Source organism: Rhodoplanes sp. SY1, assembly GCF_046000175.1.
Taxonomy (GTDB): Bacteria; Pseudomonadota; Alphaproteobacteria; order Rhizobiales; family Xanthobacteraceae; genus Rhodoplanes.
Window position 1 is genome coordinate 125,041 of record NZ_JBEOMB010000007.1, and the last position, 13,331, is coordinate 138,371.

Annotated in this window: 10 protein-coding genes and 1 riboswitch; of the genes, 4 read left to right on the forward strand and 6 right to left on the reverse strand. The window is 68.6% G+C overall.

Annotated features, from left to right (window positions below; genetic code table 11):
• Nucleotides 1-48: 48 nt before the first annotated feature.
• Nucleotides 49-822: an ABC transporter ATP-binding protein gene (locus ABTU92_RS02580; RefSeq protein WP_408087366.1), complete on the forward strand. Its 774-nt coding sequence runs from the start codon at nucleotides 49-51 to the stop codon at nucleotides 820-822.
• A gap of 148 nt (nucleotides 823-970) precedes the next feature.
• Here ABTU92_RS02580 and ABTU92_RS02585 read toward each other — a convergent pair whose 3' ends face one another.
• From ABTU92_RS02585 to ABTU92_RS02610, 6 genes are all read right to left on the reverse strand, one after another.
• Complete coding sequence (locus ABTU92_RS02585; RefSeq protein ID WP_408087368.1) at nucleotides 971-1,843, reverse strand: branched-chain amino acid ABC transporter permease; 873 nt, start codon at nucleotides 1,841-1,843, stop codon at nucleotides 971-973.
• Complete coding sequence (locus ABTU92_RS02590; RefSeq protein ID WP_408087370.1) at nucleotides 1,840-2,844, reverse strand: branched-chain amino acid ABC transporter permease; 1,005 nt, start codon at nucleotides 2,842-2,844, stop codon at nucleotides 1,840-1,842. Before ABTU92_RS02590 ends, ABTU92_RS02585 begins: the two co-directional genes overlap by 4 nt.
• Nucleotides 2,845-3,020: 176 nt before the next feature.
• Nucleotides 3,021-3,722: an ABC transporter ATP-binding protein gene (locus ABTU92_RS02595; RefSeq protein ID WP_408087372.1), complete on the reverse strand. Its 702-nt coding sequence runs from the start codon at nucleotides 3,720-3,722 to the stop codon at nucleotides 3,021-3,023.
• Nucleotides 3,719-4,513 carry an ABC transporter ATP-binding protein gene (locus tag ABTU92_RS02600; RefSeq protein WP_408087374.1) on the reverse strand — a complete coding sequence of 265 codons (795 nt, stop codon included), beginning with the start codon at nucleotides 4,511-4,513 and terminating at the stop codon, nucleotides 3,719-3,721. The genes ABTU92_RS02595 and ABTU92_RS02600 overlap by 4 nt, the downstream gene beginning before the upstream one ends.
• A 106-nt stretch (nucleotides 4,514-4,619) precedes the next feature.
• Nucleotides 4,620-5,864 carry an ABC transporter substrate-binding protein gene (locus tag ABTU92_RS02605; RefSeq protein ID WP_408087376.1) on the reverse strand — a complete coding sequence of 415 codons (1,245 nt, stop codon included), beginning with the start codon at nucleotides 5,862-5,864 and terminating at the stop codon, nucleotides 4,620-4,622.
• A 310-nt stretch (nucleotides 5,865-6,174) separates the two neighbouring features.
• Complete coding sequence (locus ABTU92_RS02610) at nucleotides 6,175-7,596, reverse strand: M24 family metallopeptidase (RefSeq protein ID WP_408087378.1); 1,422 nt, start codon at nucleotides 7,594-7,596, stop codon at nucleotides 6,175-6,177.
• 537 nt (nucleotides 7,597-8,133) lie between these two features.
• Here ABTU92_RS02610 and ABTU92_RS02615 point away from each other — a divergent pair.
• From ABTU92_RS02615 to gcvP, 3 genes are all read left to right on the forward strand, one after another.
• Nucleotides 8,134-9,018: a GntR family transcriptional regulator gene (locus tag ABTU92_RS02615; RefSeq protein ID WP_408087380.1), complete on the forward strand. Its 885-nt coding sequence runs from the start codon at nucleotides 8,134-8,136 to the stop codon at nucleotides 9,016-9,018.
• Nucleotides 9,019-9,217: 199 nt separating this feature from the next.
• Nucleotides 9,218-9,766 (forward strand): flavin reductase family protein, encoded by a 549-nt coding sequence (locus tag ABTU92_RS02620; RefSeq protein WP_408087382.1) that lies wholly within the window; start codon nucleotides 9,218-9,220, stop codon nucleotides 9,764-9,766.
• Between the two features lie 135 nt (nucleotides 9,767-9,901).
• Nucleotides 9,902-9,990: riboswitch (glycine riboswitch) on the forward strand.
• A gap of 398 nt (nucleotides 9,991-10,388) precedes the next feature.
• Nucleotides 10,389-13,277, forward strand: a complete 2,889-nt coding sequence (gene gcvP, locus ABTU92_RS02625; RefSeq protein ID WP_408087384.1) for an aminomethyl-transferring glycine dehydrogenase — start codon at nucleotides 10,389-10,391, stop codon at nucleotides 13,275-13,277.
• Nucleotides 13,278-13,331: the final 54 nt, after the last annotated feature.

Genomic DNA, 13,331 nt, shown 5'->3' on the forward strand with positions numbered 1-13,331 from the left:
AGCGCCAGCCGAACAGATCAGATCAGCTAATAACTCGATGAGCCCGCCATGCTGATCCTGGAAAACCTCGGCAAGACTTACGCCAACGGCGTGCGGGCGCTCGATCGGGTGTCGCTGTCGGTGCCGCTCGGCGAGATCGTCGCCGTGGTCGGCGGCTCCGGCTGCGGCAAGTCGACGATGCTGCGGCTCGTCTCCGGGCTCGACCGCCCGACCGACGGGACGATCGCGCTGGACGGCGAGGAGATCAGGGCGCCGCACGAGAAGGTCGGGATGGTGTTCCAGGAGCCGCGGCTGCTGCCGTGGCTCACCGTGGCCGACAATGTCGGCTTCGGCCTCGCGGCGCTGCCCCGCGAGGCGCGCGACGCCCGGGTGGCGGCGCAGCTCGCCCGGGTCGGTCTCGCCGACAAGGCGGGCGTCTGGCCGCGCGAGCTGTCGGGCGGGCAGGCGCAGCGCGTCGCGCTGGCCCGCGCGCTCGTGACTCGGCCCGAGGTGCTGCTGCTCGACGAGCCGTTCTCGGCGCTCGACGCCTTCACCCGCGCCGACCTCCAGGATCACCTGCTCGACCTGTGGCACGACGCCGAGCCGACGCTCCTCGTCGTCACCCACGATGTCGACGAGGCGATCGCGCTCGCCGACCGCATCGTCGTGATGCGGCCGCGGCCGGGTCGCATCGCCGAGGAGATCGCCGTCGACCTCTTGCGCCCGCGCGACCGGGACTCGGCCGCGTGGGATGCTGTCAAGCGCCGCGTCCTCGCCGCCCTGCACGGCGCCCGCGAGCGCCGGCCGGCGGCGACCGTGGAGGCCGGCGCCGGCTGGTGGTGATCGCCCCGATCGGTTCATCGGTCATTCCGGGGCGGCGCGCAGCGCCGAACCCGGAATCCAACCCGAAACTCGGTGACTGTCGGCGGATTCCGGGTTCGCGGCTTCGCCGCGGCCCGGAATGACCAGAAGATGATCGACCGGCGTCTGCTCAGCGCTTGAGCAGCGCGCTGCCGTAGAGGCCGGTCGGCTTGATCAGCAGGATCAGCAGCATGATGGCGAACGGCGCCATCTGGGCGAGCGGCGCGTAGACGAGCGAGCCGATCGACACCACCTGGCCGACCAGGAAGGCCGAGATGAACGTGCCCTTGATGCTGCCGAGCCCGCCGATGATCACCACCATGAAGGCGAAGGCGAGCACCTCGAGCCCCATGTCGGGGAACACCATGATCAGCGGCGCGTGCAGGCCCCCGGCGAGGCCGGACAGGGCGCCGGCGATCACGAAGGTGAGGGTGAACAGCCGGTAGACGTTGATGCCCAGCCCCTCGACATGCTCGACGTCCTCGATGCCGGCCCGGATCGCCTTGCCGATGATGGTCTTGTTGAGGAACAGCCAGATCCCCGCATAGACGAGGAGCGCCAGCACCACGACGACCAGCCGGTAGACCGGGACCTCGGTGCCCAGGATGTCCCACTGCGCCTCGATCGGCACCGGCACGGGCCGCGGCACCAGGCCCCACACCGCCTTGATGATGCCGATGCCGCCGATCAGGATGCCGAACGACGTGATCATCGAGAAGGTGATGTCGCGCGCGTAGATGCGCAGGAACACGAAACGCTCGACCAGCAGCGCCGTGACGCCGGCGCCGACCACCCCGACCAGCGCGCCGAGCCAGACGCTGCCGATCATGGCGCTGATCGAGTAGGTGAGATAGGCGCCGACCGAGTAGTAGAGGAGCTGGTCGAGGCTGATGATGCGCATCAGGCCGAAGCACAGCGACAGGCCGACCGTCATGAGGAAGAAGATGCTCCCCATGCTGAGGCCGAAGATGACGCCGGAGAGGAGCAGTTGAAGATCCATCATCGCGCTTTCACTCCCGCATCGGCCGGACGCTCGGCCGTCTCGGCCGGCGCGTCGGCATCGCGCTGACGCAGCACCAGGCGGCGCAGCAGCGGCTCGAGCGAGCCCCAGATGCCGCGCTCGCCGGCCAGCATCACGAACACCAGCAGGAAGCCGACGATCAGCTCCCAGTGGCCGACCATCTTGCTGATCAGGTCCTTCATGCCGACGAAGGCGATCGAGCCGACCAGCGGACCGTAGAGCGTGCCGACGCCGCCCAGGATGGTGACGACGACCGGATCGGCGGCGCGCGCCGGGCTCGACATCTCGGGACTCACCAGGCCCTGGTGGATGGCGTAGAGGGCGCCCGCGAAAGCCGTCGTCGTGTTGGCGACCACGAAGGCCATCAGCCGGATGCCGTAGTTGCTGTAGCCGAGGAAGCGCAGCTTGTCCTCGTTGGCCTTGGCGGCGAGGCAGCAGGCGCCGAACACCGAGTCGTCCAGATACTTGTACAGCGCCCAGATGCCGAAGCAGCACAGGAAGGCGAAGAGCCAGAAATCGGCCGGCCGGGTGATGTCGAGCACCGGGGTCGAGTCCATCCGGGTCAAGAGCTCCAGGCCGTTGTCGCCGAACGTGACGCTCGCCAGCATCTTCTGCATCATGAAGAAGATGATGACGGCGAGGGCCAGGTTGACGAGCGCGAAATAGTCGGAGCGCAGCCGCACGAACAGCGGCCCGACCAGCGCCGCCACCAGAAGCCCCGCGACGATGCCGACCAGGATGCCGACATACGGGTTGGTGCCGAAGTAGTAGAGATAGAACGCCGCCCCGTAGGCGCCGGACGCGAGATAGGCCGGCTGGCCGAACGAGATGAAGCCGACGCGGCCGAGCAGGAAGTTGCAGCCCATCACGTAGATGGCGAAGATGATGATCTCGTTGTTGAAGGGCAGCGGCAGCACGAACCGGAGCACGATCAGCAGCCCGAAAGCCACCACCAGCCCCGACCACCAGCGCAGGACGCTCATCGGACAATCCCTCTCTCGGCCGCAGCCGGGCGGCCATACCCCAATCCGTCATCCTGAGGTGCCCGGCGAAGCCGGGCCTCGAAGGATGGACGGCCCGGGCCGTCGCCCTTCGAGGCTCGGCCTGCGGCCGAGCACCCCAGGGTGACGGATGAAGTTCGGGCCATCGTGGACGCTCCCTAGAGATACGGCTCGCAGACCTCGGGCTTGATCTGCTCGCGCTCGGTGAGCTCGGCCACCAGCCGGCCCTCGTTGAGGGCGTAGATCTTGTCGGCGATGGCGCAGATCATCGGCAGGTTCTGCTCGACGATGACGAGCGCCGCGCTCTTCGACAGCTCGCGGAAGACGTCCTTCAGGTGCGAGACGATCGACGGCGCGAGACCCTCGGTCGGCTCGTCGACCAGGAGGAGCTTCGGCTTGCCCAGGATCGCACGGCCGATCATCAGCATCTGCCGCTCGCCGCCGGACAGATAGCCGGCCTTGCGGTCCATCAGCACCTTCAGCTTCGGGAAGAAGACGAGCACCGGATCCCAGTCGTAGTCGCCGGAGGCGTAGGAGCCGAGCTCGAGGTTCTCCCGCACCGTCAGGTCGGAGAACACCTTCTTGTCCTGCGGCACGTATTTGATGCCCATGCCGGCGATCGCGTAGGCGGTGCGGCCGACGAGATCGACGCCCTCCGACTCGACCGTGCCGGCGGTCGGCCGCAGGAAGCCGGCGATGCTCTTGAGCAGCGTCGACTTGCCGGCGCCGTTGCGGCCGACGCAGCCGACGACCTCGCGGTCGCGCACCGCGATGCCGATGTCGAACAGCACCTTCGACTCGCCGTAGGCGGCGTTCAGGCCCTTCACGTCGAGGACATGGCCGTTGGTCGCGACGCTCATGACACGGCCTCGCCTTCACCCGCCTCGGTGGCGATCTGCCAGTAGCTGCGCCGCACCTCGGGATGGCGCAGGCACTCGTCGCACGGACCCTCGGCGATCACCCGGCCCTCGTGCATCACCGTGAGGCGCTGCAGGAAGTCCTGCACGTGGGAGAGCTTGTGCTCGACGATCAGGATGGTCTGGCGGCCGACGCGCGCCTTGAGCACGTCGAGCAGCATCCGGATCTCGGTCTCGGCGAGTCCGGCGAGCGGCTCGTCGAGCAGCAGGAGAGCCGGCTCGGCCAGGATCGACATGGCGATCTCCAGCCGCCGCTTCTCGCCCAGGCTCAGGTTCTTGACGACGCGATTGCGCAGATGGCCGAGATTGAAGGTCTCGAGCGTCTCGACGACCTTCGGGTGGTCGCGCCGGCTCCGGCAGGTGCTGAAGAACAGCGCCGGGAGCGACGGCTTCTCGTAGGCCCGCACATAGGACAGCACCAGGTTGTCGACCACGGTGAGGCTGTCGAAGGTGGCGGTGAGCTGGAACGTCCGCATCATGCCGAGGTCGACCCGCTTCTCGGGCGGCATCGCGGTGACGTCCTGCCCCTTGAACAGGATGCGTCCCTCGTCGGGCGGATAGTAGCCGGTGAGGAGGTTGAAGAACGTCGTCTTTCCGGCGCCGTTCGAGCCGATGATGCCGGCCACGTCGAACTCGCGCAGCACGAAGCTCACATTGTCGACGGCGACGAGGCCCTTGAAGCGCTTGGTGACGCCCTCCGCCCGGATGATCTCGGCGCGCGGGTCCGTGGTCACGGTGTTCCTCGTGTCTGGTCGCGGCGGGCGGCGAGAGCCGCCCGGCCGCCGTGCACTGGGGAAGCGGGGACCGGCGATTCGGCCGGTCCCTTACGGGTCGGAGAGATCAGTAGCCGAGCGACTTCAACGGCGGCAGGATCTCCTCGCCGCCCATCGATCCCTCGACCGAGAACAGATCCCACTCGTTCTTCTGCTCGCCCGGACCCTTGCCCTTGACCAGGAAGGCGCCGTACTTGAACGCCGCCTGATGGTCCTCGCGCCACGACGCGGGTCCCTTGACGCTGTCGAACTTGCCGTTGTTCGCCATCAGGGCCGCCGTCACCTTGGCCGCATCCCAGGACTTCGACTGCTCGAAGCCGCGGAACATCTCCATGTAGGCGATGTAGGCGATCGCCGCGTAGGCGTCCGGCGGATAGCCGTACTTGTCACGGAACAGCTTGGTGAAGTCGGCCGCCTGCTTGGCCACCTCCTGGTCCGGGAAGCCGGCGAGGTCGTAGTAGAAGTAGTGCATCGCATAGACGCCGGCGAGCGCCTCCGGCGGCAGCCCCTTCGCCACCACGTTGGTGATGAAGGCGTTGAAGATCGTCATCTCCTTGTTGAGGCCCATCTGCTGGACCTGCTTGAGGAGCGCGACCGAGTCGGCGGCGAACTGCGCCGCGATGAACACGTCCGGCTTCGCCGCCTTCACCTTCTGCAGGATGGTGGTGAAATCGGTGGTGCCGAGCGGCGCCTCGTCGCGGCCGACGATCTCGGCGCCGTACTGCTTGGCCGCCGCCTCGACGCCGTCGCGAATGTCCCAGCCCCACGAGTCGGAGCGGGCCAGGAAGAAGATCTTCTTCTTGCCGAGCGTCTTCACGGCCTGGGTCCCGGCCATGTAGCCGACCGTCCACGGCGAGTAGGCGGCCGCGAAGGTGGAGGGCGCGATCTTGCCCTTGGTGAACGCCTCCTTGGCCTGGACGCAGACCGGGAAGTACGGCTTCGGGTCACGCGAGACGAGCGCGTTGATGGCGTAGGCGAGCGGGGCCCAGGTCTGGCCACCGACGCCCTTGACGCCCTGGTCGACCAGATAGCGATAGCGGCGCACGCCGACGTCGAGCTTGGCCTCGTCGTCGTCGACCACGCCCTCGAGCATGGTCTTGCCCTCCGGCATGTCGAGGCCGCCGCGCTTGTTGATCACGTCGACGGCGAGCAGGGCGCCCTGCTTCTGGGTCTCGGCGACGGCGGCGAACGGGCCGGTGAGGGGCAGCAGGATGCCGATCTTGGCGGTCTTGGTGCTCTGGGCCTCGGCGAGTCCGGGCGCCATGAAACTGCACAATGCGGAAACGGCGAGCAGACCCCATAGCTTTCTCATGTCCGTGTTCCTCTCTGTCTGCGACGGGTCTTGTTATTGGGTCTTGTTATTGAAGCCGAAATGAAAGAAATGCGGCTCGTCTGGCGGTCGAACGCTGCGCCGGTCCGGGGCCTCCGGCAATGCGGTAAAGTGCGTCACGATCGATCGTGTCGAGACCGATCGTATCACGACCGGCCGTGCCGCGGGCCGTCGTGACGCGATGCCGTGGCACGCCGGCTGCGCACCGGTCCGGTGCCGATGCGGTCGCCCCGGCGCAGCAGCGCCGGACGGTCGGACCGGAGCGCGGGGACGCCGCGCTCCGGCTCGTCGTCTACTTCACCAGGGAGGGATGGTGCAGGCCGGGCCGGTCGTAGTTGCCGACGGCCTCCTCCATGTGCTCCATCAGCGTGAAGACGATTGGGCCGGTCGGGCCGACCAGCACGTTCTCCTCGAGACGGGTCGTCTGCTCGAGCTCCGGATGGCCCGCGAAGGTCTCGATCGCGAAGTACATGTTCTCCTTGATCTCGGCCGGCTGGCTGAGCGAGTAGGCGCGCGAGATCCACATGCCTTCGTACAGCGTGATGCCGATCGAGTGGGCGAACTGCTGCAGCGTGACGGTGCCGTAGGTGTCGTCGTCGTATTCCGGGAACTTGGCGGCGACGTCGGCCGTCGAGTTGCCGGGCTTGAGCATCTCGATGCCGGCATACATCGAGTCGTAGGTCTGCTTGTAGAGGTCGATCTCCTTCTGCGTCATCTTGGCGGCGCACTTGAAGCAGCGCACGTAGTCGATGAAGTAGCCGGAGGGGCCGACCGCGTTGATGTCGACGATGACGAGATCGCCCTGCCGGATGATCTTGTCGGTCGCCCATCGCCGGTAGGGCGAGGTGTTGCCGCCCGAGGCGACGATGATGTCGTAGATGATCTCGCAGCCGAGCTTGAGCATCAGCTCGTGCACCTTGGCCTCGATCTGGCGCTCGGTGACGCCGGGCTTCAGCCACTCGTGCTTGATGTGCCACATCGCGGCGTCGCCGATGGTCGAGGACTGCTTGAGCAGCTCGATCTCGTCGATCGTCTTGACGACGCGGGCCGCCGACATCGCGGGCCAGCCGTTGACGATGTTGATCTTGAACTTCTGGAAGGCCTCGAGCGAGGGAATGTCGAGATTGTCGACGCCGATGCGCTCCTTCTCGACGCCGTACTCCTTGAGCACCTCGTAGATCGAGGCGACCATGCGCTCGGCCATGTAGGGCACGGCCGATTCGGCCCACTGCCAGGTCATGGCCGGGCGGATGTTGTCGCGCATCATCAAGCCCGGATCGTTGAGCGGGTCGATCTTGCGCTCCTTGGCGCCGGCCGCGATGGCGGCAGACCCCTTCAGGCCCTCGGCGATGTTGGAGCCGCGCGTCTTGTGCATCCACGGCAGGTCGATGCGGGCGCACTGCATGTCGGAGCCGGCGGTCTCGAACAGGATCGGATCGCCGCCGCGCGGCAGCACCGCGTAACGGATGTTGATGTTGTACTTCCAATTGCCCTGGTACGAGCCGGTGATGTAGCGGATGTTCGCGCCCGCGTAGAGCACCAGCGCCCCGAGATCGTGAATCTCCATCTGCTCGCGCGCCTTCTGGAGCCGCTGCTTGCGCAGTCGCTCGTAGTCGACGCGATACTGCCAATCACAGCCCTGCGCCGGGTAGACGCGACGCGGCAGCTGATGATGCGGCTTTCCGAGAAAGGCGTGGTCGAGTTCATAGCTCATGGAGCGCTCCTCGTTGGACCGGCTTCGAGGTTTCGTGAGTTGGTGACCCGGCGGTCGGAGATGCGAAGAAAGCCCGAACGCAAGTGATCCGAGCGGCTCGAATTATAACGGTGGCCGATCGCGGGGGAAGCGAACGGCGATGTGGTTCCTACGGCACAGCTCTGCAAAAATGGACGGCGACGCCGACGTTTCGGTACGCCGTCGCACGCACCGAAACGGGATCGGCGCGACGCGGACGCGGCGTGTTGCACTGCATACAAAGGGGTCCGATTCGCACGGCGCGGCTAATCCGTCGTGCGGCGAAACACGCTCCGGACAGGGGGCGGCGCCGAGGCTGCCGGACGCATGCGGGCCACGCGTTCCACCGGGTGGCGCGGCCCCGCGAACACCTCTAGAGTTTTGTCGACGCGACAGGGGGTCGCGGTGACGCCGACGGTGCTTTTGCGGCGCACCAAGGGGCGCTCCCCGCGCGATCCTGACCGAGACTCGAGACGACAGCTCGAGGCGCACCGGGTTCGAAACGACGGGACGGCGGCGATGCCACAGACGCGAGGCGAACGCGGGACACGGCCGAAGCGCAAGGCGTCGGCGGCGGAGGCCGCACCGCCGGCCGAGAAGGACAGGGAGCGCGACGGCAAGCTCCGCGACAGGCGCGAGCGCGAGCGCGACGGAGGCGAGCGCGGAGGCGAGCGCGACAGAGGCGAGCGCGACAAGGGCGCGTCGCTGTCCGATCGGGCCTATCAGCAGATCAAGGAGATGATCCTCACCCTGTTCTTCCTGCCGGGACAGTATCTCAACGAGGCGGCGATCTGCGATCTGCTCAAGCTCGGCCGCACGCCCGTGCATCAGGCGCTGCAGCTCCTGCAGGTCGAGGGCCTGGTCGAGGTGGTGCCGCGCAAGGGCGTCATCGTCCGCCCCGACTCGATCAACGAGGTGGTCGAGATTCTCGACGCCCGCATCCTGGTCGAGGTCGAGCTGGTGCGCCGCGCGGTCGCCAACAGCACCCGCGAGGACATCAAGGAGCTCACCGCGATCCTCGAGAAGACCAATCGCCGGCACGGCGGCGGCTCGCTGGATGCCTTCGTCGAGTCCGACCGCGCCTTCCACGTCAAGCTGTCGGCGATGTCCGGCAACGCCATCCTGGCCGATTTCGTCCGCCTGATGCACGAGCGCTCGACCCGCTTCTGGTATTTGCACCTGTGGCAGACCGTCGACGTCTACGCCGCCGGGCGCGAGCACCGCACCATCCTCGAGGCGATGGAGACGCGCGATCCGGAGCGCGCCGCCCGCGCCATGCGCAAGCACATCGAGAATCTGCGCGAGCGGCTCCAGCACATCCTCCATCACGGGCCCGGTCGCGGCGGCGTTCGCCCTGCGGCGGCCCCGGCGGCCCAGCCGCGCACCCGCCGCGCCGTCACCTGAGACGGCGACCGGACCGACGCTCGAACCATCGCCCGAACCTGGACCTGTCCGGTCGTTCGGCCGGGCCGCCGTCCGGCGTCGCCCGGGCGGCAGCGGTCGCTTGATGCGGCGCCGCAAAGCTGGTTGATAGCGGCTGCCCGCGCCACGGCGTCGCCCGCCGGAAAGGCGGCCCGCACGCCTCCCAGGAGCCGCCGCCCGCATGCACGACGCCCCGTTCGATCAGGCCCGCTTCCGCCAGGCCCTCGGCCGCTTCGCGACCGGGGTGGCGGTGGTGACGGCGCTCGCCCCGGACGGCGGCCGGCTCGGCATCACGGTGAGCTCGTTCAACTCCGTCTCGCTGCTGCCGCCCCTGATCCTGTTCAGCATCGCGCGCCGGGCCAACAGCTTCCCGGCCTGGCAGGCGGCGCGACACTATGCCGTCAACGTGCTCTCGGAGGCACAGGAGGCGCTGTCCGATCGTTTCGCCAAGCCGAGCGGCGACCGCTGGGAGGGCGTCGAGACGGTCGACGGCCGCAACGGCGTGCCGCTGCTCGCGGGCTCGCTCGCCGTGCTCGAATGCGTCGCCCACGCCCGCCACCCGGGCGGCGACCACGAGATCTTCGTCGGCGAGGTCGAGGCCCTGGCGATCGGCGACACCCCGGCGCCGCGGCCGCTGGTGTTCTTCTCGGGCCGCTACCGCCGGCTCGACACGGCCGGCGAGGCGCATCTCGCCCCGTCCGACTCCCTGTTCCCGAAGAGCTGGGCCTGATTCCCGGCCCGTGCACGCCCGGCCGTAGACGATATTTTGTGCATGCCCAAGAGTGCGGCAGCCGCCCGTCTTGACTCTTCCGAGCGTTGCAGGCATCGAGGAAGCACCTAGATCCTGTGTTCAAGGAGGTTTCGCGTACTCGCGACGGGAGAGACCGGCCCCAGGCCGGCGCCGAAGGAGCAACCGCCCCGGAAACTCTCAGGCAAAAGGACCGTCGCGAGCAGGTGAATCTGGAAAGTGACCCGCCCGGTGACGAGCCGGGACGGGTCCGCCGACGGGATAACACTCTCAGGCACAGAGACAGATGGGGCGCCGTGGCGAGCCGAGCTTGTCGGAAGGCGCTTCCTGTCGAGTCGCGACCACCGGTCGCGCCGCGATACCGCCCCTCCCTTCAGTCCCGGCCCGCGTCCATCACCCCCGCTGACGTGCCCGCTCGCAGGCGTGCACGGCTGTCGACGTGACGGCGCATCGCCCTGGCATCCGCACCCGGCCCGCTCCGCGGCCCGGCGCGTCGTCGTCTCCGGACGGCTCGCGCCAACGATCGCGGCAGACCCGACCCATCGTCTCGGTCGCGATCGTCCGGATCGCGGCTGCCCGGATCGCCCCTGTCAGGACCTCGAGCATGAACGCCCCCATCCGCATGACGACGACCGACGCCCCGGCCACCGACTTCGTCCGCCGCCATGTCGGCCCGAGCCCGCGCGACATCGAGGTGATGATCGAGACGGTCGGCGCCAGGAGCCTCGACGCCCTGATCGCCGACGTGATCCCGGCCTCGATCCGCGACAAGCGCCCGCCGGCGCTCGGCGCGGCGCTGTCGGAGACCGCCGCCCTCGCTCGCCTGCGCGAGATCGCGGCCAAGAACCAGGTGTTCGTCTCGCTGATCGGCCAGGGCTATCACGGCACCGTGCTGCCCGCCGTCATCCAGCGCAACGTGCTGGAGAACCCGGCCTGGTACACGGCCTACACGCCGTATCAGCCGGAGATCAGCCAGGGGCGCCTCGAGGCGCTGATGAACTTCCAGACACTGGTGAGCGACCTCACCGGCCTGCCGGTCGCAAACGCCTCGCTGCTCGACGAGGCGACCGCGGCGGCCGAGGCGATGGCGCTGGCGAAGCGCTCGGCCGGCGCGAAGGCGGCCGCCTTCTTCGTCGACGCCGCCGTCCACCCGCAGACGCTCGCGGTTCTGAAGACGCGCGCCGAGCCGCTCGGCCTGTCGCTGATCGTCGGTGATCCGGAGCGCGACCTCGATCCGGCCGCCGTGTTCGGCGTGCTGGTGCAGTATCCCGACACGTACGGCGCCGTGCGCGATTGGCGCGGGCTGGTCGCGCGCGTCCATGCCGCCAAGGGGCTCGTCGCCTTCGCGGCCGACCCGCTGGCGCTGACGCTGCTGGTGCCGCCCGGCGAGCTCGGCGCCGACATCGCGATCGGCTCGATGCAGCGGTTCGGCGTGCCGATGGGCTATGGCGGCCCGCACGCCGCCTACATGGCGGTGCGCAAGGGGCTCGAGCGCACCATGCCGGGCCGCCTCGTCGGCCTGTCGGTCGACGCGCGCGGCAACCCGGCCTATCGGCTGGCGCTGCAGACGCGCGAGCAGCACATCCGGCGCGAGAAGGCGACCTCCAACATCTGCACGGCGCAGGTGCTGCTCGCCGTCATCTCCTCCATGTACGCCGTCTATCACGGACCCGAAGGCCTGACCGAGATCGCCCGAAGAGTCCACCGCCGCGCCGCCGTGCTGGCGGCGGGGCTGTGCGCGCTCGGCTTCACGCCGCCGTCGGCGGCCATGTTCGACACCGTGACGGTGCCGGTCGGCGACCGGCAGTCGGAGATCCTGGAAAAGGCGCGGGCGGAGAAGATCAACCTGCGTGCGATTCCCCCCGGCGCCTTCGGCGACGCGCCGGCGATCGCCATCAGCGTCGACGAGACGACCGACGAGGCCGTGGTCGAGGCGGTGTGGCGCGCCTTCGGCGGCACGTTCCGCTACGACGAGATGGCCGGCGAGGCGGACGTGCGGCTGCCGGTCGGGCTGGTGCGCACCTCGGCGTTCCTGACGCATCCGGTGTTCCACCGCTACCGCAGCGAAACGGAAATGCTGCGGTACCTGCGAAAACTCTCCGACCGCGACCTGGCGCTCGACCGCGCCATGATCCCGCTCGGCTCCTGCACCATGAAGCTCAACGCGACGGCCGAGATGATCCCGATCACCTGGCCGGAGTTTTCCGACATCCACCCGTTCGCGCCCGCCGAGCAGGCGCAGGGCTACAAGATCCTGCTCGACGAGCTGGAAAGGATGCTGGCCGTGCTGACCGGCTACGACGCCGTGTCGCTGCAGCCGAACGCCGGCTCGCAGGGCGAGTTCGCCGGCCTGCTGGCGATCCGCGCCTATCATGCGTCGCGCGGCGAACCGCACCGCACCGTCTGCCTGATCCCGTCCTCGGCGCACGGCACCAACCCGGCCTCCGCCGCGATGGCCGGCATGCAGGTCGTGGTCGTCGCCTGCGACCGCGACGGCAATGTCGATCTCGCCGACCTCGAGGCCAAGGCGACGCAGCACGCGGAAAAGCTCGCCTGCGCCATGATCACCTATCCGTCGACGCACGGCGTGTTCGAGGAGCATATCCGCGAGATGTGCGAGATCGTCCACGCCCATGGCGGCCAGGTCTATCTCGACGGCGCCAATCTCAACGCCCAGGTCGGGCTGTCGCGTCCGGGCGCCTATGGCGCGGACGTCAGCCACATCAACCTGCACAAGACCTTCTGCATCCCGCACGGCGGCGGCGGCCCCGGCATGGGGCCGATCGGCGTGAAGGCGCATCTCGCGCCCTTCCTGCCCGGCCACCCGGCGCTCGACGGCGGCACCACGCCGGTCGGCGCCGTCTCGGCGGCGCCCTACGGCTCGGCGTCGATCCTGCCGATCTCCTACACCTACGTGCTGATGATGGGCGACGCCGGCCTGAAGCGTGCCACCGAGGTGGCGATCCTGTCGGCGAACTACATCGCGCGCCGGCTCGGCCCCCACTACCCGGTGCTCTACAAGAACCACAACGGCCGCGTCGCGCACGAGTGCATCGTCGATCCGCGCGCCCTGAAGGAGACCACCGGCGTCACGGTCGACGACATCGCCAAGCGGCTGATCGACTACGGCTTCCACGCCCCGACCGTGTCGTTCCCGGTCGCCGGGACGCTGATGATCGAGCCGACCGAGTCGGAATCGAAGCACGAGCTCGACCGCTTCGTCGACGCGATGATCGCGATTCGCCAGGAGATCGCCGCCGTCGAGGCGGGGAAGCTCGGGATCGAGCAGTCGCCGCTGCGCCACGCGCCGCACACCGTGCACGACCTCGCCGACGACGCCTGGGACCGCGCCTATACCCGGGCCGAGGCGGTGTTTCCGGCCGGCGTGTCGCGCACCGACAAGTACTTCGCCGCCGTGAACCGCGTCGACCACGTGCACGGCGACCGCAACCTGATCTGCTCCTGCCCGCCGATCGAGGCGTATGGGGGATAGACGCGCGGCCTCCTAAAACCTCTCCCCGCGCGCGGGGAGAGGTCGACGTTCGCG